27 protein-coding genes are annotated in these 22,998 nt (G+C 72.3%); 17 read left to right on the top strand and 10 right to left on the bottom strand.

Translation table 11 applies throughout. From position 1 onward, the window contains the following. Positions 1 to 77 precede the first annotated feature (77 nt). A complete protein-coding gene (locus AUV07_RS00855; protein WP_231868160.1) occupies positions 78 to 821 on the bottom strand; it encodes a GntR family transcriptional regulator in 744 nt (247 codons plus the stop codon). Positions 822 to 991: 170 nt separating this feature from the next. On the opposite strand from AUV07_RS00855, the gene phnD reads away from it, so the two are divergent. The 6 genes from phnD to AUV07_RS00825 all read left to right on the top strand — a co-directional run bounded on the left by phnD (position 992) and on the right by AUV07_RS00825 (position 7,592). Beyond that, entirely contained in the window at positions 992 to 1,915 is a 924-nt protein-coding gene (gene phnD, locus AUV07_RS00850) for a phosphate/phosphite/phosphonate ABC transporter substrate-binding protein (protein ID WP_062633010.1), read from the top strand. Between the two features lie 28 nt (positions 1,916 to 1,943). Then, positions 1,944 to 2,771, top strand: a complete 828-nt coding sequence (gene phnC / locus AUV07_RS00845; RefSeq protein WP_062633008.1) for a phosphonate ABC transporter ATP-binding protein — start codon at positions 1,944 to 1,946, stop codon at positions 2,769 to 2,771. A 275-nt stretch (positions 2,772 to 3,046) separates the two neighbouring features. Further along, the gene (phnE, locus tag AUV07_RS00840; RefSeq protein ID WP_231868159.1) at positions 3,047 to 4,654 is read left to right on the top strand and encodes a phosphonate ABC transporter, permease protein PhnE; all 1,608 of its coding nucleotides are present in this window, start codon (positions 3,047 to 3,049) and stop codon (positions 4,652 to 4,654) included. Beyond that, positions 4,651 to 5,790: a TIGR03364 family FAD-dependent oxidoreductase gene (locus tag AUV07_RS00835; protein ID WP_062633006.1), complete on the top strand. Its 1,140-nt coding sequence runs from the start codon at positions 4,651 to 4,653 to the stop codon at positions 5,788 to 5,790. The genes phnE and AUV07_RS00835 overlap by 4 nt, the downstream gene beginning before the upstream one ends. Continuing rightward, positions 5,787 to 6,494, top strand: coding sequence for an HAD family hydrolase (locus AUV07_RS00830; protein WP_062633004.1), 708 nt, complete (start codon positions 5,787 to 5,789; stop codon positions 6,492 to 6,494). The genes AUV07_RS00835 and AUV07_RS00830 overlap by 4 nt, the downstream gene beginning before the upstream one ends. A 9-nt stretch (positions 6,495 to 6,503) precedes the next feature. Beyond that, positions 6,504 to 7,592 carry an alcohol dehydrogenase catalytic domain-containing protein gene (locus AUV07_RS00825; protein WP_062633003.1) on the top strand — a complete coding sequence of 363 codons (1,089 nt, stop codon included), beginning with the start codon at positions 6,504 to 6,506 and terminating at the stop codon, positions 7,590 to 7,592. A 4-nt stretch (positions 7,593 to 7,596) separates the two neighbouring features. On the opposite strand, the gene AUV07_RS00820 is transcribed toward AUV07_RS00825, so the two are convergent. Next, the gene (locus tag AUV07_RS00820; RefSeq protein WP_062633002.1) at positions 7,597 to 8,106 is read right to left on the bottom strand and encodes a CinA family protein; all 510 of its coding nucleotides are present in this window, start codon (positions 8,104 to 8,106) and stop codon (positions 7,597 to 7,599) included. Between the two features lie 265 nt (positions 8,107 to 8,371). On the opposite strand from AUV07_RS00820, the gene AUV07_RS00815 reads away from it, so the two are divergent. Then, positions 8,372 to 9,049, top strand: a complete 678-nt coding sequence (locus tag AUV07_RS00815) for a DUF6766 family protein (RefSeq protein WP_062633000.1) — start codon at positions 8,372 to 8,374, stop codon at positions 9,047 to 9,049. Here the strand turns inward: AUV07_RS00815 and AUV07_RS00810 are convergent. Next, positions 9,025 to 9,558, bottom strand: coding sequence for an FHA domain-containing protein (locus AUV07_RS00810; protein ID WP_062632998.1), 534 nt, complete (start codon positions 9,556 to 9,558; stop codon positions 9,025 to 9,027). The genes AUV07_RS00815 and AUV07_RS00810 overlap by 25 nt on opposite strands. A gap of 198 nt (positions 9,559 to 9,756) precedes the next feature. On the opposite strand from AUV07_RS00810, the gene AUV07_RS00805 reads away from it, so the two are divergent. From AUV07_RS00805 to AUV07_RS00795, 3 genes are all read left to right on the top strand, one after another. After that, the gene (locus tag AUV07_RS00805; protein WP_062632996.1) at positions 9,757 to 10,095 is read left to right on the top strand and encodes a DUF7882 family protein; all 339 of its coding nucleotides are present in this window, start codon (positions 9,757 to 9,759) and stop codon (positions 10,093 to 10,095) included. A 112-nt stretch (positions 10,096 to 10,207) separates the two neighbouring features. Beyond that, on the top strand, positions 10,208 to 11,107 hold the full coding sequence (locus AUV07_RS00800) for an SDR family oxidoreductase (protein WP_062632994.1): 900 nt from the start codon (positions 10,208 to 10,210) through the stop codon (positions 11,105 to 11,107). Positions 11,108 to 11,166: 59 nt separating this feature from the next. Then, positions 11,167 to 12,084 carry an EamA family transporter gene (locus AUV07_RS00795; protein ID WP_062632992.1) on the top strand — a complete coding sequence of 306 codons (918 nt, stop codon included), beginning with the start codon at positions 11,167 to 11,169 and terminating at the stop codon, positions 12,082 to 12,084. A 22-nt stretch (positions 12,085 to 12,106) separates the two neighbouring features. Here the strand turns inward: AUV07_RS00795 and AUV07_RS00790 are convergent, their stop codons facing one another. Together AUV07_RS00790 and AUV07_RS00785 are read right to left on the bottom strand one after the other, a co-directional pair. After that, a complete protein-coding gene (locus AUV07_RS00790; RefSeq protein ID WP_062632990.1) occupies positions 12,107 to 12,871 on the bottom strand; it encodes a YidC/Oxa1 family membrane protein insertase in 765 nt (254 codons plus the stop codon). A gap of 64 nt (positions 12,872 to 12,935) precedes the next feature. Continuing rightward, positions 12,936 to 13,208 (bottom strand): DUF6412 domain-containing protein, encoded by a 273-nt coding sequence (locus AUV07_RS00785; protein WP_062632988.1) that lies wholly within the window; start codon positions 13,206 to 13,208, stop codon positions 12,936 to 12,938. A 93-nt stretch (positions 13,209 to 13,301) separates the two neighbouring features. On the opposite strand from AUV07_RS00785, the gene AUV07_RS00780 reads away from it, so the two are divergent. Genes AUV07_RS00780 through AUV07_RS00770 form a run of 3 tightly spaced genes read left to right on the top strand, consistent with a single transcriptional unit; the run spans position 13,302 to position 15,017 of the window. Beyond that, positions 13,302 to 14,339, top strand: coding sequence for an NAD(P)H-dependent flavin oxidoreductase (locus tag AUV07_RS00780; RefSeq protein WP_062632986.1), 1,038 nt, complete (start codon positions 13,302 to 13,304; stop codon positions 14,337 to 14,339). A gap of 31 nt (positions 14,340 to 14,370) precedes the next feature. After that, positions 14,371 to 14,628 carry a type II toxin-antitoxin system Phd/YefM family antitoxin gene (locus tag AUV07_RS00775; RefSeq protein ID WP_062632984.1) on the top strand — a complete coding sequence of 86 codons (258 nt, stop codon included), beginning with the start codon at positions 14,371 to 14,373 and terminating at the stop codon, positions 14,626 to 14,628. Then, on the top strand, positions 14,625 to 15,017 hold the full coding sequence (locus AUV07_RS00770; RefSeq protein ID WP_062632983.1) for a type II toxin-antitoxin system VapC family toxin: 393 nt from the start codon (positions 14,625 to 14,627) through the stop codon (positions 15,015 to 15,017). The genes AUV07_RS00775 and AUV07_RS00770 overlap by 4 nt, the downstream gene beginning before the upstream one ends. An 11-nt stretch (positions 15,018 to 15,028) precedes the next feature. Here the strand turns inward: AUV07_RS00770 and purU are convergent, their stop codons facing one another. Beyond that, positions 15,029 to 15,880, bottom strand: a complete 852-nt coding sequence (purU, locus tag AUV07_RS00765; protein ID WP_062632982.1) for a formyltetrahydrofolate deformylase — start codon at positions 15,878 to 15,880, stop codon at positions 15,029 to 15,031. 83 nt (positions 15,881 to 15,963) lie between these two features. Between purU and AUV07_RS00760 the strand changes: the two genes are divergently transcribed. Both AUV07_RS00760 and AUV07_RS00755 read left to right on the top strand, forming a co-directional pair. Next, positions 15,964 to 17,178 (top strand): cation:proton antiporter, encoded by a 1,215-nt coding sequence (locus AUV07_RS00760; RefSeq protein WP_062632981.1) that lies wholly within the window; start codon positions 15,964 to 15,966, stop codon positions 17,176 to 17,178. Next, entirely contained in the window at positions 17,175 to 17,648 is a 474-nt protein-coding gene (locus AUV07_RS00755) for a hypothetical protein (RefSeq protein ID WP_062632980.1), read from the top strand. The genes AUV07_RS00760 and AUV07_RS00755 overlap by 4 nt, the downstream gene beginning before the upstream one ends. Before the next feature lie 2 nt (positions 17,649 to 17,650). On the opposite strand, the gene AUV07_RS00750 is transcribed toward AUV07_RS00755, so the two are convergent. The 4 genes from AUV07_RS00750 to AUV07_RS00735 are packed head-to-tail and all read right to left on the bottom strand — an operon-like array spanning position 17,651 to position 21,002. Beyond that, positions 17,651 to 18,367 carry a glutamine amidotransferase-related protein gene (locus tag AUV07_RS00750; RefSeq protein WP_062632979.1) on the bottom strand — a complete coding sequence of 239 codons (717 nt, stop codon included), beginning with the start codon at positions 18,365 to 18,367 and terminating at the stop codon, positions 17,651 to 17,653. 40 nt (positions 18,368 to 18,407) lie between these two features. After that, positions 18,408 to 19,157, bottom strand: a complete 750-nt coding sequence (locus tag AUV07_RS00745; RefSeq protein ID WP_062632977.1) for a substrate-binding domain-containing protein — start codon at positions 19,155 to 19,157, stop codon at positions 18,408 to 18,410. Between the two features lie 10 nt (positions 19,158 to 19,167). After that, positions 19,168 to 19,443 carry a hypothetical protein gene (locus AUV07_RS00740; protein WP_062632975.1) on the bottom strand — a complete coding sequence of 92 codons (276 nt, stop codon included), beginning with the start codon at positions 19,441 to 19,443 and terminating at the stop codon, positions 19,168 to 19,170. Continuing rightward, entirely contained in the window at positions 19,440 to 21,002 is a 1,563-nt protein-coding gene (locus tag AUV07_RS00735) for a PspC domain-containing protein (protein WP_062632973.1), read from the bottom strand. The genes AUV07_RS00740 and AUV07_RS00735 overlap by 4 nt, the downstream gene beginning before the upstream one ends. 114 nt (positions 21,003 to 21,116) lie before the next feature. On the opposite strand from AUV07_RS00735, the gene AUV07_RS00730 reads away from it, so the two are divergent. Together AUV07_RS00730 and AUV07_RS00725 are read left to right on the top strand one after the other, a co-directional pair. Then, positions 21,117 to 22,343: an ATP-binding protein gene (locus AUV07_RS00730; protein WP_062632971.1), complete on the top strand. Its 1,227-nt coding sequence runs from the start codon at positions 21,117 to 21,119 to the stop codon at positions 22,341 to 22,343. Then, entirely contained in the window at positions 22,336 to 22,995 is a 660-nt protein-coding gene (locus tag AUV07_RS00725; protein WP_062632969.1) for a LuxR C-terminal-related transcriptional regulator, read from the top strand. Before AUV07_RS00730 ends, AUV07_RS00725 begins: the two co-directional genes overlap by 8 nt. The last annotated feature ends 3 nt before the right edge of the window (positions 22,996 to 22,998 follow it).

The following is a 22,998-nucleotide window of genomic DNA, read 5'->3' as shown; positions in this document are numbered from 1 at the left end:
CAGCGCTGCGATCGCGGGCGCGATCTTTCTGGCTTCTTAGACTCCCGCGCCCGCGGTCGCGAATCTGTCCCCGGGGCTCAGCCGCCCACCGCTCTCATAAAGTGCCCGTCCGTCGAGATCCCGGATGCCGCCACTGTGAAGCGCACCACCTCGCTGAGGTAGCGGTCTTCCGATGCCTCGAAGATGCGCCCCTCGGCGTCCCGCGACGTCCGGGTGAGGCGGAGGATTGGCGTTCCGCGCGGCACACGCAGGAGCGCGGCGTCCTGGTCGTCAGCGGCGACCGCGTCGATCACGTGCTGCAGGGTGACGATGGGATGGCCGGCCGAGGCGAGGTACTCGGTGATCGACACCTCGTCGAGGTCCACCTCGAACAGCCGGCGCCCGACGTCCTCGGTGTACGCGAGGCGCTCCAGCATCGTCGGCCGACCGTCGAGAAGCCGCAGCCGGACCACGCTCACGATCGTGTCGTCCGGTCCCACGCCCAGGGCTGACGCGAGGTCTCCCGCGCGGCGCAGGCTCAGCTCCTGCGTCTGCGCGCCTGGCGCGACGCCGAGGTCCCGCGCCCAGCGGGTGAAGGGGACCGAGACGTCCACCGCCTGATTCGCCTTCCGTGCCACCACGCGCGCGGGGCGGCCGCGGCCCGTCTCGATCAGCCCTTCGGCGCGGAGGGCCGCCAGGGCGTTGCGGATCGGGCCGCGTGACGTGCGCCAGCGGTCCGCGAGCTCCGCTTCGGTCGGCACGTCGTCCCCGGGGCGGAGCGTCCCGTCGGCGATCCGCGCGCGGAGGTCGTCGGCGATCTGGGTGTACACAGCTTCGGCCACATAGGTACATTACTTCGTTCGACGCCATCGCACGGCGGGCGTTGCATGCCTGTTCACCCAGGCGAATGCCGGGTGAACGCCGCCTGAACTCTTCCGAGATAGGTATACATCTCGGCCGCGCGGCTGGGAGAGTCGTCCCTGGATCACTCCTCCCACCCTGAAAGGTCCTCATGAAGCTCCGCGCTCTCCCTGCCCTCGCCGGCGCTGCGATCCTCGCGTTCGGCCTCGCCGCCTGCTCCGGATCGGCCGATGCCACCGACGCCCCCGGCGACGCACAGTCAGCCGGCGGATTCGCCGTCGACGAGAACACGCTCGTCTTCGGCGTCGTCCCCGACTCGGTGGACACCGAGACGAACTACCAGCCGCTCATGGACTACATCGCCGAGGTCACCGGAAAGACCGTCGAGTACCACGAGTCCACCGACTACGCCGCGCTCATCGAGGCCGCCGTCGCCGGCAAGGTTGACGTCGCCTCGTTCTCGGGGTTCACCTACGTCACCGCGACCAACAACGGCGCGAAGCTCACCCCGATCTCCTCCATCGTCACCGAGGAGGGCCAGGAGCCCGGCTACTACTCGCAGGCGATCGTGCCGGCGGACAGCGACATCTCCAGCCTCGAGGACTTCGCGGGCAAGAAGGTGTGCTTCGTGGATCCCTCCTCCACCTCCGGCTACCTCTTCCCGTCGTACAACCTCATGGAGGCGGGCGTCGACCCGAAGACCGACATCACCCCCGTGTTCGCGGGCAAGCACGATGTCAGCGTGCAGAAGGTCGGCGAGGGCGTCGAGTGCGAGGCCGGGTTCGCCGAGGACTCCGAGGTCGAGAAGTCAGACAAGGTGAAGGTCATCGCCGAGACCATGGTCCCGGGCGCTCCGCTCGTCTACTCCTCGTCCCTGCCGGACGAGGTGGCGACGCAGCTCGTCGACGCCCTCGGCGAGGTCACCATTGACGACATCATCGCGGCGGGCATCGACGGCGCGGACTCGGACGCGTTCCGCAGCGTGTTCTTCGCCACCAAGCCGGTGGACGACGCGTACTACGACCTCATCCGCGACATCTGCGCCGAGACCGCAGCCGAGCAGTGCCAGGGCTGACGCCCCGCGCCTGACGACAGGAGAAGCCATGACCGCGGCATCCGACACCCTCATCCGCCTCGCCGGCGTCACGAAGACCTTCGGCAGCACCACCGCCCTCAAGGACGTCACGCTCGAGGTGGCCCAGGGAGAGATCGTCGTGCTGCTCGGGCTCTCCGGTTCCGGCAAGTCCACGCTGCTGCGGCATCTCGACGGCCTGGAGCTGCCCAGCTCCGGGTCCGTCGAGGTGCTCGGCGCGTCCGTTCCCTCGATGAAGGGGCGGGCGCTGCGACAGCTCCGCAGCAGCGTGGGCTTCATCTTCCAGCAGTTCGAGCTCGTACCCTCGCTGACCGTGCTGGAGAACGTGCTGACCGGGTCGCTCTCGCGGATGCGTGGGCCGCGGCTCGGGCTGTGGAGCTACCCCCGCGCTGCCAAGCTGACCGCGCTGGAGCACCTCGACCGTGTCGGCCTCCTCGACCGCGCCTACCAGCGCAGCGACACCCTGTCCGGTGGCCAGCAGCAGCGAGTGGCCATCGCCAGGGCGCTGATGCAGAAGCCGGCGATCCTCCTGGCCGACGAGCCCGTCGCCTCCCTCGACCCGGAGTCGAGCGAGCAGGTGATGGCCCTGATCCGCGAGATCGCCGCCGACGAAGGCCTGACCGTCGTGTGCAGCCTGCACCAGGTCGACCTCGCGATCAGCTGGGCCGACCGGATCGTCGGGCTCCGGCACGGCGAGGTCGTCCTGGACACACCGACGGACGGACTCACCAAGGCCGAGGTGATGGAGATCTACGGCCGCGTCGCGACGACCACGGCGGAGATCCGCGCCGTGCAGGTGGAACTCGTCGACGCCGCGACCACGGTGGGGGCGTCATGACGACGGTGGGGGCCTCGACGCGGGGCGCTTCGACAGGCTCAGCGACCCAGGGAGGGGGGCCAGCGAACCAGGGCGCTTCGACAGGCTCAGCGAACCAGGGAGGGGGCTCAGCGAACCAGGGCGCTTCGACGGGCTCAGCGACCCACGGAGGGGGCTCAGCGACCCAGGGAGGGGCCTCAGCGACAGGGGGTGGCGGGAGCGTCGCGGAGCGGGCGCCGAAGCGGCCGCTCTCAGCGGAGCGCATCGCGGCGGGGCTCACGCTCGTCGTCCTCGTCGTGCTCGGCATCGTCGCGCTGCGGGACGTGGGCATCTCGATCCCCGCGATGGTGCAGAGCTGGGGCAACGCCGAGAACTTCCTCGCCCGGGTCGGTGGACTCTCCTTCCCCGCGCCGGCCGACCTCGCCGGGCTCATCGCCCTGACCGTCGGCCTCGTGCTCGTCGGCACGCTGCTGGCGGCCGTGCTCTCCGTGCCGATCGCCTACCTCGCCGCTGCGAACACCACCCCGGGCGCCGGTTGGCGCGCGGCGGCCCGCTTCCTCGGCGTCCTCACCCGTGCCCTTCCAGACGTCGTGCTGGCCATGGCCTTCGTGCTGATGTTCTCGCTCGGCACGCTGCCCGGCATCCTCGCGATCGGCATCCACTCGATCGGCATGATCTCCAAGATGTTCGCGGACGCCATCGAGCAGATCGACGAGGGGCCGCGGCTCGCGATCCGCGCTGCCGGCGGCTCGAAGCTCCAGGAGTTCACGGCGGGCATCCTCCCGCAGGTGCTGCCGAGCTGGGTGGCGACGGTGCTGCACCGCAACGACATCAACCTGCGCGGGAGCGTCGTGCTCGGCTACGTGGGCGTCGCCGGCCTCGGTCTCGAGATGTCCTATGCGTTCAAGGCGCTGAACTACGGCAAGGGTCTCGGGATCGCGCTCGTGATCTTCGTGCTGTGCATCGTGATGGAGATCATCTCGAGCACGGTGCGGGGTGCGATGCTCGGTGAACAGAAGCACACCCGGTCGTGGATGGACCGGATCGTGCACCCGCGCCTGCGTCGGCGGTCGCACGCGCCCGCCGAGGGCCGCCCGGCGTGGGCGGCGAGCCCGGAGACCGCGGTGCGTCGTCCGTGGACCGCCCAGCGGGTGCGCCACACCGCCGCCGGGATCGTCGCGGTCCTCGTCGTGGTCGGCAGCCTCGTCGTGAGCCAGATCACCTGGTCGGACCTGTTCACCTTCTGGGCGAAGCTGCCCGACGTCGCCGCCCGCTTCTGGCCGCCGTCGTTCGGCAGCTACGACACGGTCGCGATGCTGGAGGCCATGCGGGAGACCGTCGCCATCGCGCTCGCCGCGACCGTCCTCACGCTCCTGCCCTCGCTGCTGCTCGGTTCGTTCGCCGCGCGCAACGTGGCCCCGCATGCCGCAGGGCGCGGCACCGCCCGTCTGCTGCTCGTCGGCATCCGCGGCATCCCCGAGCTGATCCTCGCCATCGTCCTCGTCGTCATCACGGGTCTCGGCGCGCAGGCCGGCGTCATCGCGCTCGCGATCGGCGGCATCGGTCTGCTCGGCAAGCTCATCGCCGACTCCTTCGAGGAGGTCGACCGCGGGCCCGAGCGCGCGCTGCGGGCGGTGGGCGCCACACGGATGCAGACGTACACGTCGGCCACGCTGACCCAGGGCACCCGAGCCCTCATCGGGCACAGCTTCTACATGCTCGACACCAACATCCGCGCCGCCACGATCCTCGGCATCGTCGGCGGCGGCGGGGTCGGCTACTACCTGCTGAACGCCAGCCAGGGCTCGCGCTACGAGACCGTGACCGCGATCGTGCTGATGATCCTCGTCACCGTGCTCGCGGTGGAGGGGCTCGCGATGTGGATGAGGAAGGTGTTCCGATGACCGGGGCGAAGCAGAATCCGGACCTCGTCGTGGTGGGGGCCGGCATCGTCGGTCTCGGCGCCGCCTTCGCCGCCGTGCGCCGCGGGCTCCGGGTCGTCGTCGTCGAGCGCAGCGCCGCCCCGACCGGCGCCACGATCCGCAACTTCGGGCACCTCTGCATCGGCGCACAGGGCGGAGAGGCACGGCGATACGCGGATGCGTCCCGTGAGCTCTGGATGCAGCTCGCCCGGGACGCGGGGTTCTGGCTCCGTGAGTCGGGCACGCTCGTGGCCGCCCGCCACGAGGACGAGCTCGCCGTGCTCTCCGCGGCGGCACGGGACGGCGGCATCCGTATGCTGGAGGCCGCCGAGCTCCTGCGCCGTGCGCCGCTGCGCCGGGACGGGCTCGTCGGCGGTGCCCTCATCGAGGTCGACCTGCAGACGGACCCGCGCACGGCGGCGACCGCGATCGTGCGCCACCTGACGGCACAGGGCGTCGAGTTTCGCTTCCGCACCGCGGTGACGGCCCTCGGCGCGGGACGGGTGGAGACCACGCGCGGGGCGGTCGACACCGGGGCGGTGGTCGTGGCCGTCAACCACGACATCGATCAGCTCCTGCCCGAGGTCGCGGAACGTCACGGGGTGGTGCGCTGTGCGCTGGACATGATGCGGGCGGCCGTCTCCTTCCCTCGTCCGCTGACCGCACCCCTGCTGACCGGCTGGTCCCTCATCCGGTACGGGAGGTTCGCCGAAGGACCGCAGGCCCGGGTCCTCCGTGAGCGCCTGCACGCCGAGCGCCCCGACCTCGCGGCCCTCGACCTCAACCAGATGTACACGCAGCTGCCCGACGGCACGCTCATCCTCGGAGACTCCCATGCCACCGACGCCGCCCCGTCGCCGTTCCAGCCGGAGGCCGCGTTCACCGCGTTCCTCGACGAGGCCGAGGCCCTGTTCGACGGGGCGGCGCCGCGGGTCATCGAGCGGTGGCAGGGCGTGTACGCGAAAGCCCCCGGCGAGTTCCTCGTCGACCGCGGAGACCACGGCGCCCTCGTGCTCGCCGCGACCACCGGCATCGGCATGACCTGCGGCCTCGGGCTCGCCGACCTGCACCTCACCGCCGCCCTCGGCGGCACCCCTGCTCTGGAAGGAACACCATGACCACTCCGATCGAACTCGTCGTCCTCGACATGGCCGGCACCACCGTCCTGGACGACGGCGTGGTGGAGCAGGCGTTCCAACGCGCCGCCGAGCGCACAGGCGTCGCCGCGCGGCTGCCCTGGGAGGACGCCCTCGGCTACGTCCGGGAGACGATGGGGCAGTCCAAGTTCGACGTCTTCCTCCATCTCGCCGGCGGTGACGCGGTGGCGGCGCGGCAGGCCACGGCGGCGTTCGAGACCGCGTACGCCGAGATCGTCGCCGAGGACGGCGTCGCGGAGATCCCTGGAGCGGCAGACGCGATCCAGGGCCTGAAGGACGCCGGACTCACCGTCGCCCTGACCACCGGGTTCGCGCCGGTCACGCGGCAGGCGATCATCGACGGCCTCGGATGGGGTGGGCTCGTCGACCTCGCGCTCTCCCCGGTCGATGCCGGCCGCGGACGCCCCGCACCGGACCTCGTCCTCACGGCCCTTCTGCGCACGGGAGCATCCGCGGTGCAGGCGGTGGCCGTCGCCGGCGACACCGCGAGCGACGTCGAGTCCGGCCGTCGTGCGGGGGCGGGCTTCGTCGCGGGGGTCCTCACCGGAGCCCACGATCGCGCGGCGCTGAGCGGAGCGGGGGCCGACGCCGTGCTGTCCGACGTCACGGCTCTGCGTGGGGCTCTGGCCCAGCGCGACCTCCTTCCTGCCGTCGTCTCCGTCTGAGGGCCTGTCATGGGAACGGTGCTGATCCGCCCACCCGGCCACCGGAGGGACGTCGCGCTGCGCCCCGCTGCCACCGCGATGGTCTGGATCGGCGAAGGCCACCCGCACGAGACCATCGCCGTCCCCGGGGTCGCGCTCGGTGATCGGGACGTGCTCGTCGCCGTGGAGATGTCGACGATCTGCGGATCGGACGTGCACACCGTGCAGGGCCGCCGGTCCGCGCCCGCGCCCCTCGTCCTCGGGCACGAGAGCGTCGGTCGGGTCATCGCGCTGGGCGACGACGGTGCGGAGGCGGTGGACGGGACCCCGCTGCGGATCGGCGACCGCGTGGTGTGGTCGGTCACGGTGTCGTGCGGCACCTGCGATCGCTGCCGGCGCGGCCTCACGCAGAAGTGCCGGGACCTCGGCAAGTACGGTCACGACCGCGTCGGGACTCACGGCGACCTGACCGGAGCCTTCGCCAGCCATGTGCAGCTGCGGGCCGGCACCGCGATCGCGCGCGTACCGGAAGCGCTGCCGGCCGCGGTGCTGGCTCCGGCCGGCTGCGCGACGGCGACGGCATGGGCCGCCGTGGCGAGGGCCGCCCGCGACATCGATCTCGACGGTGCCGCGGTGCGCATCCACGGTGCAGGACTGGTGGGGATCAGTGCCGCGGCGATCGCGGCCGAGCACGGGGCCGTGGTCGAGGTGCGCGATCCGGACGACGATCGCCGTGGCTTCGCCGCCCGCTTCGGGGCCACCGCGCTCGGCCGTGACCCGGACGTGGTCATCGAAGCCTCCGGGCACGCCGTAGGGGAGGCGCTCGCCGGCGTCGCCGTCGGCGGCACGGTCGTCCTCGTCGGGAGCGTGTTCCCGGCGGCGCCCGTCCCGCTGGACGCGGAGGATCTCGTCCGCCGTCTCGTCACGGTGACCGGCGTGCACAACTACGGCGCCGACGACCTCGCGGCAGCGGCGTCGTTCCTCGCGGGGCGCGGGCGCGCCTATCCGTTCGCCGAGGCCGTGGGCGCCGTGCGACCGCTGCTCGACATCGACGCCGCTCTCACGGAGGCTGCGGCGCCGGGAGCCCCGCTGCGGGTGGGGCTGGTGCCGGGCCGCTGAGCCCTCAGTCGGAACCGGTGCGCCGGGGCCCCGCGGGATGGAGTCCTTCGGCGTGGAAGGCGAGCAGCCGCACCGCGGCGTCGACGCTCGCCGACAGGATCTCGTCCGGGTCACCGGTCAGGGCCAGCCTCCGGTGCCCGGCGTCGTCGGCCGTCGCCCAGCCGAGGTACACCGTGCCCGCGGGATGACCGCCCTCCGGACCGGGCCCGCCCACGCCGGTCGTCGAGACGCAGATGTCGGCGTCGAAGAGCTCCCGTGCGCCCCGGGCGAGCTGCTCGGCGCAGGCGGCGGACGTCGGGTCCGTCCCCGGGGTGAGCCCCAGCACTCTCTCCTTCACCTCCGTGAAGTACGCGACGATGCCGCCGGCGAACCACCCCGACGCCCCTTCGCCCGCACCGATCGTGTTCGCGAGGCGTCCGGAGGTGAGCGACTCCGCCACACTCACGCGCAGACCTCGGCTGCGGGCGAGCTCGCCGAGATGCTCGAGGTCGGGGGTCTCGTTCGGTGCGGTCATCGGGGCGCTCCTCTCGTCGGTTTCCCTACGCTACGGACCCTGCAGCGCCCTGACGCAGGGGATTGACAACGACGCCCGCGTCAAGCCCCTGGAGGGCCGTGGTCCAGCGCACCATCGTCGAGGAAGGTCACACCGACGAAGGAGGCGGACATGGCGGAGGATGCGCGGGACACCGCGGGAATGCGGGCGGTCTTCTGGATCTGGGCGGGGATCATCGGCGTCGGGCTCGCCGTGATGATCGGCCTGCCGCTGGGAGGGCGATGACATGCGCTCGCGGATCAAGGACCACGCCCTCAGCCTCTTCTTCCTCGCCCTCTTCGTGCTGGCTCTGGCCGGGCAGGCCATCGCCGGCTACCTCCGGAACAACGACGAGCTCCTCGACCACGGGCAGCCGACGATCGGCTTCGGAGACTTCCTCTGGTCGTCCGACTTCGCGGTCGACGTCGCCGAGAACTGGCAGTCGGAGTTCCTGCAGTTCTTCCTCTTCATCGCCGCGACGATCTGGTTCGTGCAGAAGGGCTCCCCGGAGTCGAAGAAGCCCGGTGACGAGGGACCGGGCAGCGACGCGGATCAGCTCGTCGGCGCGCACGCCCGCCCGGGCTCTCCGCGGTGGGCCCGGGCGGGCGGGTGGCGAGCGGCGGTGTTCGGCAACTCGCTGCTGCTCGTGATGGGGGCGGTGTTCGTGCTGTCCTGGCTCGCGCAGTCGCTCGCCGGGACAGTGGTCATGAACGAGGAGAACGCGATGCACGGCCTCGCCGCGATCACCTGGGGCGACTACGTGACCAGCTCCGACTTCTGGGACCGCACGCTGCAGAACTGGCAGTCCGAGTTCCTCGCGGTGGGGACGATGGTCGCGTTCGCGATCTACCTGCGACAGCGGGGGTCAGCGGAGTCGAAGCCCGTCGGCACCCCGCATCATCAGTCGGCCTTGGAGTCCGACTGAGACCGCTCGTCGTTGACGTCGGCCTGCGACAGCCGCTCGTCATCGGCGTCGTAGCCCTCACGCGCCTCCTGCAGCGGCTGGTCGGAGTACTCGCCGCCCTGGCGTCCGCCGAACGGACGGCCGTGGTCGGCGAACTCGTCGCGGGCGAAGACCAGCTCCCACGGGCCCACCGTGAAGCGCGATCCCGTACGCAGCGTCTCCGTGCGGTCGCCCGGGTGGGTCGCGTCGGCATCGGGGTTGGAGTTCATCTCGCCGTCGGCGTGCAGGGTCACCACGTACTCGTCGCGGTCGTCGTGCACGACCGTCGCGTGCACCGGCTCGGTGTCTGCCAGGCGCAGCTCGTTCCCGGCGGCCGATCCGATGCGGACCTCCTCCATGTCGAGCGCGAACTCGGTGCGCTCGTCGTCGCGCCGCACGCGCAGTCGCGGGTTGCCCGCGCCGCGCTCGGCGTGGGTGGTGCCGGGCGTGTAGCCCTCGTCGGGACGGTCGTCGATGTGGCGGTCAGTCATGGCGGTGCCCTCCTCGGGTGTCGATGATTCGAGGCTAATCGCCGCGCGGATCGCGCGCAGGGCCTTGACTTCGACGCGCGCATCGCCCTCCGGGGCTGATTTGCCGTGCGCCCCGCCCGAGGGCTTACCCTCTACCCATAGGCCGATCCCGGCAGTGTCCGCCGGGCTGAGGACCACCCGACCGAGGAGCATCACCCGATGGGCAAGTTCATCTACGAAGGCAGCGTGAAGACCGAGATCGAGGATCGGGCGCTCACGCACCTGCAGCTCGTCATCACGGCCAAGCTGCGTCGCGGCGAGCCGTTCCCGTTCAGCTGGCGCGAGGACGCCAGCGTCGGCGGCGGCCGGACCACCGTCTGGATCCAGCCGGGCAGCTCTCTCGTCTTCAAGTACTTCGGCAGCCGCCAGCCCGCGGTCAACCGGGCCTGGGTCGAAGCGCTCGCCTTCACCGCGAACTCCCCCAGCGGGCTCTACCTCGTCCCCGAGCCCGCCGAGGGCGCCGAGCCCCCGCACGGCGACGTCCCCTCCGCCGGCTGACACCCGCTTTCGCGGAGACCGCCCCGGGCTGTCAACCCCCTGCCGTCCTTCCTCCGGAGCCACGAGGCTCGATCACGACCTGATCGACAGCCCCATGACAGGAGGAGCGGACATGACCGACACCACCCGCGACGGCGGCCTCACCGACCCCCGACACGCCCACCACGAGGACGGCTTCCCGGCGCAGAGCCAGGATCAGCCCGGCCTCACCGAGAAGACGACCCCGGAGCCGGACCACGGCGAGCAGTCCTACGTCGGCCACGGCCGGCTCGAGGGACGGCGCGCTCTCATCACCGGTGGTGATTCCGGTATCGGACGGGCGGTCGCGATCGCCTTCGCCCGCGAGGGCGCCGACGTGGCCATCGTGCACATGCCGGAGGAGCAGGAGGACGCCGAGGAGACGCTCGCGCTCGTCCGTGAGGCCGGTCGCACCGGCGTCAGCATCCCCGGCGACGTCCGCGAGGAGTCCTTCGCCACCGAAGCCGTCCACCGCGCGCGGCGCGAGCTCGGGGGCCTCGACGTACTCGTGCTCAACGCGGCCTACCAGCACGACATCGACGGCTTCGAGAACCTCGACACCGAGAAGATGCGCCGCGTGTTCGACACGAATCTCGCCGGCCTCGTCTTCTCGGCCCGGGCTGCGTTCCCCGACCTCGAGCCGGGATCCAGCATCATCGTGACCTCGTCGGTGCAGTCGGCGCAGCCGTCGCCGGGACTCATCGACTACGCCATGACGAAGGCGGCGCAGGTCGCGTTCGTCAAGGCGCTCGCGGAGGAGGCCGGGCCGCGCGGCGTGCGCGTCAACGCCGTCGCGCCGGGGCCGATCTGGACGCCGCTGATCCCCGCGACCGGGTGGGGGCCGGAGCGCCTGGAGACGTTCGGTCAGGACACCCCGCTCGGACGCGCGGGGCAGCCCGCAGAGCTCGCCGGCGCGTACGTGTACCTCGCCTCGGCGGAGTCGTCGTACGTATCCGGTGCGGTGCTCGCGGTGACGGGCGGCAAGCCGCTCTGATCCGCGCGAGGACGGCGCAGGCGGCGGGGAGGCAGGCCCCCGCCGCCTAAGCTTGTCTGGTGCAGAGACCCGCGGCATCCGGACCCCTCGTGGGCGTCGCTCTCGTCATCGGATCCTGCCTCTCGCTGCCGTTCGGCGCCGCGGTGGCCGCGCAGCTCTTCCCCGTGCTCGGGCCGTGGGGCGTGACGTCGCTCCGCGTCGCGATCGCCGCGCTGCTGCTGGTCGTCATCGTGCGCCCGCGGCCCCGCGCCTGGACCCGGTCGCAGTGGCTCGCCGCCGTGCTGTTCGGGGTGTCCCTGGCCGCGATGAACGGGTTCTTCTACGCGGCCATCGACCGCATCCCCCTGGGGCCCGCCGTGGCCATCGAGTTCCTCGGTCCGCTCGTGCTCGCCGCCGTGCTGACCCGCCGTCTCGCCGACGCAGTCTGGGTGGGTGTGGCCCTGCTGGGCATGGCGCTGCTCGGGGTCGACGGCCTCGTCGGCGCCGAACCCCTCGATCCGCTGGGCGTCGTCTTCATCCTCATTGCGGCCGGATTCTGGGTCATGTACATCCGGATGAGCGCGCGTGTCGGTGCCCTCATCCCCGGCAGCAGCGGTCTCGCGATGGGACTCGTCGTCGCGGCGGTGCTCCTCATCCCCGTGGGCGTGCCCGCGGCGGCGACGGTGGCGCTGGACCCGCAGCTTCTCCTGCTCGCGGCGGTCACCGCGGTGCTGTCGTCCGTCATCCCGTACAGCTTCGAGCTCGCGGCGCTCCGCCGGCTCCCGCAGCGGGTGTTCGGCGTGCTGCTGAGCCTGGAGCCCGCGTTCGCGACCCTCGCCGGGTGGCTCATCCTCGGACAGGACGCCACGCCGCTGCGGCTGCTCGCGGTGGCGCTCGTGATCGCCGCGAGCGTGGGGACGACGCTGGGCGTGCGCCGCGACCGGAGGGGCGACGGCCCCGCGGGACCGTTCACCGCGCCGATCCCGCTTCCCGACTGACGCCCCTCCGGTCGGGCGGCTCTCACGCCCGGACGGCCACCGGCTGCGGCAGCGGGTACCGGCGGCGCAGGATCACCCGCTGCACGAGGGTCCACACCACCGTGACCGTGAGGTAGAGCGCGGCGGCCAGGGGGACGAAGGCCGCGAAGACCGCGGTGAGGTAGTGCAGCGCGGCCATCATCCGGAGCATGCCGGGGGAGCTGAGCGGAGAGTCGTCGCCCTCGACGGGGGCCGGTCGGAACACCCGCCGGGTGACCTCGGCGACGGCGATCATCACGGCCAGCAGCACGCCGAAGACCGCGAACGTCGCCGGGGTCGCCGTGCCGCCGAACAGGGCGGACACCAGGCTCGTGCCGAGCGGGGCGCCGAAGAGGTCGTGGGTGAGCAGCTCGTTCGGGTGTCCGGCGATCTCCGGTCGCAGGAACAGCGTGTAGAGCAGGCCGACGACCGGTGCCTGCGCCAGTACGGGCAGCATCCCGGCGAAGGGCGAGGTGTTCTCGGCGCGGTAGAGCGCCATCATCTCCTGCTGCAGGCGCTCCGGGTTCCTCCGGTGGCGCTGCTGCAGCGCGCGCAGCTTCGGGGCGAGGCGGGCCCTGGTCTGCTCGGCTCGGGCCTGGGAGATGCCGACGGGGATGAGGAGGGCACGCACGAGGAGGGTCACCAGGACCACGGCGAGGGCGGCGGCGGAGGGGCCGGCGAGGGGTTCGAGAAGGGTGGAGAGGCCGTTCAGGGCACCGTAGGCGGCGTCCAGGAGCGCGGCGAGGGGAGGGAAGGCGAAGATGTCCACGGGAAGGTCCGTTCGATGAGGTCGGGAGGGGTCGGCGAAGGCCGCGCGGTCCCGGTCGGACGGACTACGCGGCGGTCGCGACTCCCGGCGCTCGCGGACGAGGGTGTCCTGCGGCATCCGGATCGCTCTGAGGCAGGGGCGTTCCGACATCGATCGCCCGCAGCGGGTGCGGGGCATCGGCGGAGGCCTGGTGGCGCACGCTTAGCACGAGCGCGAGCGTGAGGACCGTGACGGCGAGCAGCGCGATCGCGAGGCCGAGCGCGGCGGCATCCGGCACCGTCACAAGGCCGATCGCGGCCGCGACGAAGCCGAGCATCTGCCCGAACCACTCGCTCATGCCGCGAGCTTACCCCGTTCGAATCGCCTGAATTGCTGTATCCGGGCCGCCGATAGAGCCATTCAGGCGATTCGAAGGGCGTACGGTCGGGGTATGGCGACAGAACTTCTGGGAGTCGAGCATCCGATCGTGCTGGGACCATTCGGCGGAAGCTCGTCGGTGGAGCTCACGGCGGCGGTCAGTGCCGCCGGCGGGCTGGGGTCGTACGGGCTGTACGGGTACGACGGCGACCGGATCCGCGCCGTCGGGGCCGAGCTGCACCGCGCCACGGACCGTCCGTTCGCCCTGAACATCTGGCTGCCCCTGGGGGATGAGGTCGCGCCGAACCCGCAGCACGCGGTCTTCGCCCAGGCGCTGGAGCCGTTCTACGAGGCCGTCGGGGTTCCGGTGCCGGCCCGGCCCGAGCGCTACGTCCCCGAGCTCGACGAGCAGCTCGACGCGATCTGGGAGGTCGCCCCGGCCGTGCTGAGCGTGGTGTTCGGAGTGCCGTCCGCCGCTCTCGTCGCCGAGGCCCGTGACCGCGGCATCCGCGTCGTGGGCACCGCCACCACCGTCGCGGAAGCCGTCGCGCTCGCCGAGGCCGGAGTCGATGCGGTCGTCGCCTCAGGTGCCGAGGCGGCCGGGCACCGCGTGTCGTTCCTCCGCTCCGCGGCCGAGTCGCTCGTGGGAACCGTCGCGCTCGTGCCGCAGGTCGTGGACGCCGTCGACGTGCCGGTCATCGCCGCCGGCGGAATCGCGGACCGCCGCGGGGTCGCTGCGGCCTTCGCCCTCGGTGCCTCCGGCGTGCAGGTGGGGACGGCGTTCCTTGCGACCGCCGAGTCCGCCGCGACGGCCGCGCACCGCGACGCCATCCGGACCACCGCCGCCGACGAGACCGTGCTGACCAGGGCGATGAGCGGACGCCTCGCCCGCGGAGCCCGCAACCGCGCGGTGCGGGCGATCGAGGCGAGCGGCACGATCGCCCCGTTCCCGATGCAGAACTGGCTCACCGGACGGTTCCGCACGGCGGCAGGGGAGCAGAATCTCGGCGAGCTGCAGTCGCTGTGGATGGGGCAGGCCGCCCCGCTCGCGCGCGGGACCACCGCTGCCGAGGTCTTCGCGGAGCTGGCAGCCGGAGTCCCCGGCCGGTGAGGAACGCCAGGTTCCTGGCTAGAATGGCGTCATGTCCACGCAGAACGTCTTGGAGGCGCGCAACAACCTCTCGCGTCTGATCGCCGAGTCTCAGGCGGGTGAGGACGTGGTCATCACGAAGCGGGGCACTCCGGTGGCCCGTCTGGTGCCCATCGGGCCGGTCGACGTGGTGCGGAGCGGCCGCCTGCTCGTCGAGTGGATCGAACAGCATCCACTTCCGCCGCGGCTCGCACGGACCGCCGAGGAACTGGACGCCCAGGTCGTCGAGAGCCGGGACGCCTGGGAATGATCTACCTCGACTCGTGCATCCTCATCTACGCCGTCGAGGACCGCGGTCCGAGGGGCGATGCCGTGCGTCAGGCGCTCCGCGACGTCGATGACAAGGTGGCGTCGAGTCCGCTGGCGCTCCACGAATGCCTCGTGCTCCCCGCCCGCGAGCGCAATCCGGAGCTCCGCGACCGGTACCTGGCACTCTTCGAGCGGATGGAGATCGTCGCGCTCGATACGGCCGCGTTCGTCCGATCGGCCGAACTCCGGGCCGACTTCGGCCTGAAGACCCCGGACGCGCTGCACCTCGCCGCCGCCCAGCTGTCGGGGTGCAGGGAGCTGTGGACGAACGACAAGCGCCTCGCCGCCGCGTCGCACGGGCTGGCCGTGGACATCCTCGACCGTGGCTGAGCGGCGGAGCGCTACAGGATGACGGTCGAGCGGCCGTGCACGATCACCCGGTCCTCGGCGTGCCACTGCACGGCCCGCGCCAGCACTAGACGCTCGACGTCGGCGCCCCGGCTCTGCAGCTCGGCCGCGGACTCGGAGTGCGTGACCCGCGTGACGTCCTGCTCGATGATCGGCCCCTCGTCGAGGTCGGCCGTGGCGTAGTGCGCCGTGGCCCCGATCAGCTTCACGCCGCGCTCCTTCGCCCTGGCGTAGGGGTTCGCGCCGATGAACGCGGGCAGGAACGAGTGGTGGATGTTGATGACGGGGGCTTCGAGGCGCGTGATGAAGTCGTCGCTGAGGATCTGCATGTACCGGGCGAGCACGACGAGGTCGACGTTGCCGCGGAGCAGGTCGAGCTGACGCTCCTCCATCGCCTGCTTGTCCGTCGACGGGATGTGCACGAACGGCACTCCGAAGGAGCGGACGGCCTCGGCGAGGTCGGGGTGGTTCGAGACGACCATGGTGATGTCGATGTCGAGCTGCCCGCGCTGCGTGCGCCACAGCAGCTCCATCAGGCAGTGGTCGTACTTCGACACGAAGATCGCCACGCGCTTGCGGCGGGCGACATCGTGCAGCGACCACTCCATGCCGAAGCGCTCGGCGACCGTCGCGATGTCGGCCTCCAGCGCGGGGCGCGCGGCGGCCAGCCCGTCGAGGTGGATGACCGTGCGCTGGAAGAACCGCCCGCCCTCGGAGTCGGTCGAGTGCTGGTCGAGCGAGATGATGTTGGCCCCGTGCTGGGCGAGCACGCCGGCCACCGCGGCGACGATGCCGGGCTGGTCGTCGCAGGCGATCAGCAGGCGGGCGGTATCGGGCTGGGTCATGGCTGCTCCTCGGGGTGTGCATCGATTCTGCCGTGCCGCGCGGGTGGGGAGCGAATCGCCCACGGCGTCGCTACCCTGAGACCGTGGATGCGAGCGACGTCGGACTGGTGCTGATCCCGCTGCTGGCGGTGGCCGCACCGCTTCTGGCTCGCGGCGTCCGCCCGCTCGTCCGGGTGCCGATCGTCGTGTTCGAGCTCGTCCTCGGGATCCTCGTCGGCCCCGCCGTGCTCGGCTGGGTCGAACCGGGCCCCCTCCTGGAGAAGCTCAGCGACTTCGGCCTGGCGGTGCTGTTCTTCGTCGCCGGCTCGGAGATCGACTTCCGCCAGGTGGCCGGGAAGCCCCTCGCCCGGGCGTCGCTGGGCTGGCTGCTCAGCGTGCTGCTGGGCATCGGGCTCGGGTTCTTCTTCGCCCCTGGTGAGGGCATGGTCGTCATCGGGATCGCGCTGAGCTCGACCGCTCTCGGCACGCTGATGCCGATCCTGCGCGATGCGAAGGAGCTGGACACCCCGTTCGGCCGTGCCATCAGCACGATCGGCGCCGTGGGGGAGTTCCTGCCGCTGATCGCGATCTCGATCTTCCTCAGCACCCGGACGACGCCCCTGGCCACGGCGGTGCTGCTGACCTTCGTCGTGCTGGCGGGCCTCGCCGTCCTCGTCGCGCACCGGGTGCCGCACGGGCGCCTGCACGGCATCGTGCGCGCGACCCTCCACACCTCCGACCAGTTCGGGGTGCGCTTCGTGATCCTCCTCATCGCGGCCCTCGTCGGCCTCAGCGTGATGCTCGACCTGGACATGCTCCTCGGCGCCTTCGTCGCGGGGGCCATCTGGCGCATCATCATGGCGCGGGCGCCCGAGAAGGATGCGGCGGAGGTCGAGAGCAAGATCGAGGGTCTGGCGTTCGGCTTCCTCGTCCCGGTGTTCTTCCTCTACACGGGGGTGACGTTCGACCTGCAGGCGCTGCTGACGTCTCCCTCGGCGATGTCCCTGGTGCCGGTGTTCCTGCTGGCGCTCCTGGTGATCCGCGGGTCGGCCGCCCAGCTGTCCGCCCCGGCGGGCGCGAGCGGACGCGACCGCGCCGCGCTCGGCCTGCTCGCAGCCACCGGACTGCCGATCATCGTCGCGGTCACCGCGATCGGCGTGGACCAGGACATGCTCGACTCCGGGACCGCGGCCGCGCTGGTCGGGGCGGGCATGCTGTCGGTGCTCCTGTACCCGCTGATCGGGATGACGCTGCGGGGCGATCGTGCGCAGGTCGCGGGCCCGCGCCTTGCCGACCAGACCACGCTGGGGGAGCTGTGACCACCGCCTCCGCCCTGCTGACCCAGGCCGTGCAGGATCTCGCCGGCGCCCCCAAGGAGGGGCTGGGCGAGGAGAAGGACTCGCGCTGGCGCGGGCGTCGGATCGTCCGTGTCGGCGAGGCCTGGCACCTCGGCGTCATCCTGCTCACCGACACGCATGCCCTGGCGACGGCGGAGGTGCTCCGCGCGGCGGACCCGGGGCGTCGGGGATACACCGCCGAGTCCGCGCGGGCACGGGCCGAGCGCCGGGCCCTCGCCCTGCGCGGCGGCTTCCACGAGGGGGATGTCGTGCACGTCGGCTGGAGCGTGATCGACGTCGACGCGGTCGACGCGGGAGGCTCCTCCGGTCCGCTCGCGCTCATCGACGGCGTGCCGTCGGTGCGCTGGAGTCAGGCAGGCGGGTTCATGCCGCTGGAGGCTTACCTGCGTGAGCGCGTCCCGCTGCTGCTCCGCGGTGATGCCCCGACCTGATCTCAGCCGAACATCTCGGCGAAGCGGCGGAGCAGGGCGGCGCCCTCGGTGACCGAGGCCGCGAGGACCTCCTGCTGCACCGCGTCGAACTGCGCCGGGTCGAAGTACCCGGTCGTGCGGTAGAACGTCATGCGGTCGGCGAAGTCGCGCGGTGTCGGCTCGGGATGGAACTGGGCGGCGTACAGGTGGGTGCCCACCCGGTAGGCCTGCACGGGGCAGGTCGCGTTGGTGGCGAGCAGCACGGCCCCCGGCGGAGTCGTCGCGGCGCTCTCCTTGTGCGCGGTGAAGACGGTGAGCGCGGGGCCGGACGGGCCGAACACGGGATCGACGGCGCCCTCCGGTGTCGTATCGATGACCGTCGCGCTCGCCGCCTCCGGCATGGTCGTCACGACCTCGCCGCCGAGGAGCCGGGTGAGCACCCCGATGCTGAAGCAGGTGAAGAACGCGGCGATCCGCTGTTCCCGTGCGGCGCGGGCGAGCGTCTCCAGATCGGCCTCCACGCGCCGCTGCACCGGGGTCTTCTCGACGTCGGTGACGTTGAAGGGAGAACCGCCGATGACAACCCCGCGGTATCGGTCGAGGTGGGCTTCGGTCAGCGGCTCGTGCAGCAGATCGAGACGATCGACCACGTCGACTCCGAGCGCCCGCCGGAACGAGGCGTGCTCGGCATCCGCCGCCCCGGTCTCGGGTCGCACGCAGACGTAGAGAAGCGAGGCCATCAGGCGATTCTAACGAGGGGGAGGGTCCGGTCCTGACGGCTCAGCGGGACGAGTTCGCGGTGCGTCCTCGGACGATCCCGACGAACGTCTCGACGTCGGGCGTGGTCCGGTCGCGCGGCCAGGCGAGGGCGACCGTCGAGACCGGGCCGTCGGCGAGGACCCGGTAGTCGGCGTCCTTCCGGTGGTGCAGTCGGGCCAGCGACATCGGCACGAGGACGATGCCGACACCCGTCGCCGCCGTGGCGATCGCGTCGGCGGTCGACAGGGGGCCGCCGCGTGGGGGGATGGTGCCCGGCACCTCCACCGGCCCGAGCACGTCGTCGGACAGGGAGTGCAGCACCTCGCCGTCGAGGTCGGCGGTCGTCAGCTCGTCCGCCGCGAGCAGGTGCGAATCGGTCGAGGCCACGACGACGGGGACCTCGTCGTACAGCGGGATGACGTGCAGGGCGTCGTCGTCCAGCGGGAGGCGCACGAGGGCGGCGTCGAGATCGTCGAGCGCCTCTCGCTGCCCGGAGACCTCGATCGGGACGAGTTCGAGGGCCACGTGGGGCAGGCGCCGCTTCCACGTGTCGATCCACTTGCCCGGCGTCGCTCCGGGCACGGCACCGAGGCGGAACGTCCGCGGCTCCTCGGGTGCGGCTGCCGGAGCGTCGAACACGACCTTCTCGGCACGGGGTGCGCGGCGCGGGGCCGGCTTCCCCTGGCGTGAGCCGCTGCCCGCGGCACGGCCCCGGTGGGCGGGTGAGCCCTTGCCGGAGCCCTTCGCGGGTCGTCGTCCCTGGTGCGCCATGGGATCCAGGCTACTCGGCGTCCTCCGAGTCCTCGGCGGGGGAGTTCCGCTGGGTCCGCCGGACCAGTCCGGCGACACCGCCGACGAGGAACAGCGCCCCCGCGGTGAGGAGCACGATCGTGAGCAGGGTGGCGGGAGTCATCGTCCCGACGCCGTCGGCCAGCGCGGCGCGGCGCTCCGCATCGGTGAGGAACCACAGCGCCCCCGCGGCGATCGCGGCGAAGGTCGTCCCCCAGATGACGGCTGCCCAGCGCACCCGGGGTGCGGTGATGGTCTCGGTGCTCATTCCTGGCCCTCCTCGGGCTCCTGCAGGGTCACGACGATGACGCCGCTCGCCTGGTCGATGGTCACGGCCTGGATCGTCGAGGGACTGCCCTCCTCGGCGGAGATGTTCGCGGAGATGACGTTCTCGTCGCCCCGCGGCGTCGCGGCGATGACGCCGGCGTCCATGATCATCGGATCGTCCGGGTCGAAGCGGAGCCAGCTCACCTCCACGTCGTCGCCGACAGTGCCGCGGAGCTGCAGCTGTACGCCGGCGTCGACGAAGATCTCGGTCCGCCCCGACCCCTTCTCGATCTCGATGGGGCGGGGGCCGCCGTCGTGCCGGTGGAGCTGCAGGTACAGGTCGCCGAACGGCTGTCGGACGTGCGCCTCCTGGTTGTTCGTGAGCGAGGCGTACCCGAGGGTGAGACCGGGCATCGTGGACAGGAAGCCCGTGAGGAGACCCGCGGCCAGCGTCACCACGGTGAGGAAGGCCAGGGCGCCGCTGCGGCGACGGAGGGCTCCGGCCGTGATCATCGCCAGGGCCAGGACCAGCGCGCCGGACAACAGCCCGAGCGCGCCGCCGAGGGCTTCGCCGACGGCGAGTCCCACGCCGGCGCCGACGACGATCGCGAGTCCGAGGGCGGTCATGACGAACGGGAAGCCGGCGCGCGGATTCGACGCGCGGCGGATACGTCGGCGCTCCGCGGCTGCGGCGGCGAACACGGCCGCCTCGGCCTGACGCTCCCGGCGGAGCTGGTCGCGTGCGGCGCGCTCCGCATCCTGCTGCTGGCGCCGCCAGGCCTGATCCTGCTCCTTCCAGGCGGCGTGCTGGGCGCGCCAGGCCTCCAGCGCGACGGGGTCCTGGGTGCCCGGAGGCAGGGGTGCGGGAGGTGCGGGAATGGCGAGGACGTCGTGCCCGACGGCGTCGGCGAGCGGTACAGAGACCGGAGCGTCCGTCGCCGTGGAGGGAATGGCGTCCGCCCCCGTGGCGGGACCCGAACCCACGTTGGGGGCGGACGCGGCCGGGGCCGCCGGATCTGCGGAAGCCCCCGCCGGATCCGGCGCGGAAGCGCCCGGAGTGCGGCGCGCGGCACGCACGATGAGGAAGAGCAAGGCGGCGGCGAGCACGAGCCCGACCACCCAGGTGACCGTCGACAGTGCGGACCAGCCGTCGTAGCCGAGGCCGAACAGGCGCCCGGCGAGCGGCGCCGTCGGGAAGAGGCCGATCACGGCGAGGGCGAGGATGCCGAGCTGCACGGGGTCGTACCGGCGCTGCAGCAGATCACGCAGATGCACGCGGCCGTCGACGTCCGGCAGCACCGCCCAGGCGAGGGCGTACAGGAACAGGGCCGGAAGACCGAAGAGGGCCGCGACGACGAGGACCCCGCGCACGATCAGCGGATCGATGCGGAGGCGGATCGCGAGGCCGGCGGCCACGCCACCCAGCCAGCCGTCCGTGCGCACCACGCCGAGGCCGGCGACCCACAGCAGGAACCTGTCGGCGCCGCGCGGTCGGCGGGGGGCTTCCGGTGCCGGTGCCTCGTGGTCGGCGGGCGGTGGCGGAGCGGTCGGAATCGTCATGAGTCGATCCTCGCGGTCGGCGGCGCCGCGGGGCCATGGGGGGATCCCCTGAGCGCACCCTGATTCCGCGCCGGGGAGGTCCCGGAGAGCGGAGGCGGATGATTGGATGACCGTATGCCCTCCGCCGTCTCCACGCTCCCCGGCCCCGCGCCGGCGACCGCGCGTCCGGCGCTGACCCGCGATCGCGATGCTCTCGTGACCGGAGTGAGCGCCGGGCTCGCGCGGCACCTCGGTGTGCGCGTCGGGCTGGTGCGGGCGTTGTTCGTCGCTCTGACGCTCTGCGGCGGCGCGGGTGTGCTCCTGTACGCCTGGTGCTGGACCCTCATGCCGTGGGCGGAGGGGACGACGGCGCCGACGCGTCGCCTCCCGGTCGCCTGGCTCCTGCTGGTCCTCGCGGCCGTCGGCGCCCTCGTCGTCGTGGTGTGGCGCGGGGGCAGCGACTGGCTGAACGGCTCGATTCCTCCGGGAACGGCGGCCGTGGTCGTCGGCGGCACCACGCTGTGCGCGACCGCCTCCGGGCTGTGGGCCACGCTCATCGATCGCACCGACACGGCCCGCGGCCCTCGGCACACCACCACCGTCCGCATCCTCGCGGTGCTCATCCTCGGCCTCGTCGTTCTCCTGCTCCTCTCGTGGCCGATCGCGCGCTCGGGTGTCGTGCTCGTGCTGCTCCCGCTGGCCGGGCTGGTGGCGGTGGTGGCCTCGGCCCTCATCCCGCGCTGGCGGGAGCTGGCGGGGGAGCGCGTGCGCCGCATCCGGGAGGAGCAGCGCAGCGTCATGGCCGCGCACCTGCATGACTCGGTGCTGCAGACGCTCGCCCTCATCCAGAACCGGGCCGGGGCATCGAGCGAGGCGGCACGGCTGGCCCGCGCGCAGGAGCGGGAGCTGCGTGCCTGGCTGTATGACGGCGATGCTCCGGCGGACAGCGACCTGCCGACCGACCTGCGGGACTACGCCGGAGCGCTCGAGATCGACCACCCGGTCCGGATCGACGTGGTCTCGGCGGGGCTGTCGGCGGAGCGGGCGAGCGGGGAACTGGCGGCCGCGGCCCGGGAGGCGATGCTGAACGCCGCCCGGCACGCGGGCGGCGAGATCTCCGTCTACATCGAGGGTCGGGTCGACGGCGTGGACGTGTTCGTCCGCGACCGCGGTCCCGGATTCCGGCTCGACGAGGTGCCCGGCGATCGGCTCGGCGTGCGGGAGTCGATCATCGGGCGGCTGCGTCGCGCGGGCGGCACGGGGTCGGTGCGCAGCGACGACGCCGGTACCGAGGTGCATCTGCGCCTGCCCACCATCTCGTCCCCGGAGCGGGGACCGATCCGACAGGAGCCCCGTGGCTGACCGTCTCCGCGTCGTGATCGTCGACGACCACTCCATCTTCCGCTCCGGCCTGCGGGCCGATCTCGATGCGAGCGTCGAGGTCGTGGGCGAGGCGGCGGACGTGCCCTCGGCGATCGCCGTGATCGTGGAGACGGCCCCGGACGTGGTGCTCCTCGATGTGCACCTCCCCGGCGGTGGGGGCGACGACGCGGCGGGTGGGGAGGCCGTGATCCGAGGGACGGGACCGACGACGACGCGGTTCCTCGCCCTGAGCGTCTCCGATGCGGCGGCCGACGTCGTGCGGGTGATCCGGGCCGGGGCGCGCGGCTACATCACCAAGGGCTCTTCGGGCCGCGAGGTGAGCGACGCCGTGCGCGCCGTCGCCGAGGGGGACGCGGTGTTCTCGCCGCGGCTCGCGGGATTCGTGCTCGACGCGTTCGGCGCCGTGGCCGGCGAGACCGCCACCGCGACGGACGAGCTCGACCGCCTCTCGTCGCGCGAGCCGGAGGTGATGCGACTGATCGCCCGCGGCTACGCCTACAAGGAGGTCGCCGCCGCGCTGTTCATCTCCATCAAGACCGTGGAGACCCACGTCTCATCGGTGCTGCGCAAGCTGCAGCTCTCCTCCCGCCACGAGCTCACCGCGTGGGCCTCGGAGCGGCGACTGCTCTGAGAG

Origin of the sequence: Microbacterium sp. CH1 (assembly GCF_001595495.1) — a bacterium.
Taxonomy (GTDB): Bacteria; Actinomycetota; Actinomycetes; order Actinomycetales; family Microbacteriaceae; genus Microbacterium.
The sequence above is the reverse complement of the archived record's forward strand: the minus strand, read 5'-3'. Positions and strand labels throughout refer to the sequence as shown.

Bases quoted from the DNA above. Each gene is read 5' to 3' on its own strand.
- AUV07_RS00800 (WP_062632994.1), top strand. From the start codon at position 10,208: ATGACCGACACCACCCGCGACGGCGGCCTCACCGACCCCCGACACGCC.
- AUV07_RS00740 (WP_062632975.1), bottom strand. From the start codon at position 19,443: ATGAGCACCGAGACCATCACCGCACCCCGGGTGCGCTGGGCAGCCGTC.
- purU (WP_062632982.1), bottom strand. From the start codon at position 15,880: ATGACCCAGCCCGATACCGCCCGCCTGCTGATCGCCTGCGACGACCAG.
- AUV07_RS00810 (WP_062632998.1), bottom strand. From the start codon at position 9,558: ATGACTGACCGCCACATCGACGACCGTCCCGACGAGGGCTACACGCCC.
- AUV07_RS00780 (WP_062632986.1), top strand. From the start codon at position 13,302: ATGGCGACAGAACTTCTGGGAGTCGAGCATCCGATCGTGCTGGGACCA.
- AUV07_RS00820 (WP_062633002.1), bottom strand. From the start codon at position 8,106: ATGACCGCACCGAACGAGACCCCCGACCTCGAGCATCTCGGCGAGCTC.
- AUV07_RS00735 (WP_062632973.1), bottom strand. From the start codon at position 21,002: ATGACGATTCCGACCGCTCCGCCACCGCCCGCCGACCACGAGGCACCG.
- AUV07_RS00770 (WP_062632983.1), top strand. From the start codon at position 14,625: ATGATCTACCTCGACTCGTGCATCCTCATCTACGCCGTCGAGGACCGC.
- AUV07_RS00825 (WP_062633003.1), top strand. From the start codon at position 6,504: ATGGGAACGGTGCTGATCCGCCCACCCGGCCACCGGAGGGACGTCGCG.
- AUV07_RS00815 (WP_062633000.1), top strand. From the start codon at position 8,372: ATGCGCTCGCGGATCAAGGACCACGCCCTCAGCCTCTTCTTCCTCGCC.
- AUV07_RS00730 (WP_062632971.1), top strand. From the start codon at position 21,117: ATGCCCTCCGCCGTCTCCACGCTCCCCGGCCCCGCGCCGGCGACCGCG.
- AUV07_RS00775 (WP_062632984.1), top strand. From the start codon at position 14,371: ATGTCCACGCAGAACGTCTTGGAGGCGCGCAACAACCTCTCGCGTCTG.
- AUV07_RS00805 (WP_062632996.1), top strand. From the start codon at position 9,757: ATGGGCAAGTTCATCTACGAAGGCAGCGTGAAGACCGAGATCGAGGAT.
- AUV07_RS00835 (WP_062633006.1), top strand. From the start codon at position 4,651: ATGACCGGGGCGAAGCAGAATCCGGACCTCGTCGTGGTGGGGGCCGGC.
- phnC (WP_062633008.1), top strand. From the start codon at position 1,944: ATGACCGCGGCATCCGACACCCTCATCCGCCTCGCCGGCGTCACGAAG.
- phnD (WP_062633010.1), top strand. From the start codon at position 992: ATGAAGCTCCGCGCTCTCCCTGCCCTCGCCGGCGCTGCGATCCTCGCG.
- AUV07_RS00750 (WP_062632979.1), bottom strand. From the start codon at position 18,367: ATGGCCTCGCTTCTCTACGTCTGCGTGCGACCCGAGACCGGGGCGGCG.
- AUV07_RS00785 (WP_062632988.1), bottom strand. From the start codon at position 13,208: ATGAGCGAGTGGTTCGGGCAGATGCTCGGCTTCGTCGCGGCCGCGATC.
- AUV07_RS00745 (WP_062632977.1), bottom strand. From the start codon at position 19,157: ATGGCGCACCAGGGACGACGACCCGCGAAGGGCTCCGGCAAGGGCTCA.
- AUV07_RS00830 (WP_062633004.1), top strand. From the start codon at position 5,787: ATGACCACTCCGATCGAACTCGTCGTCCTCGACATGGCCGGCACCACC.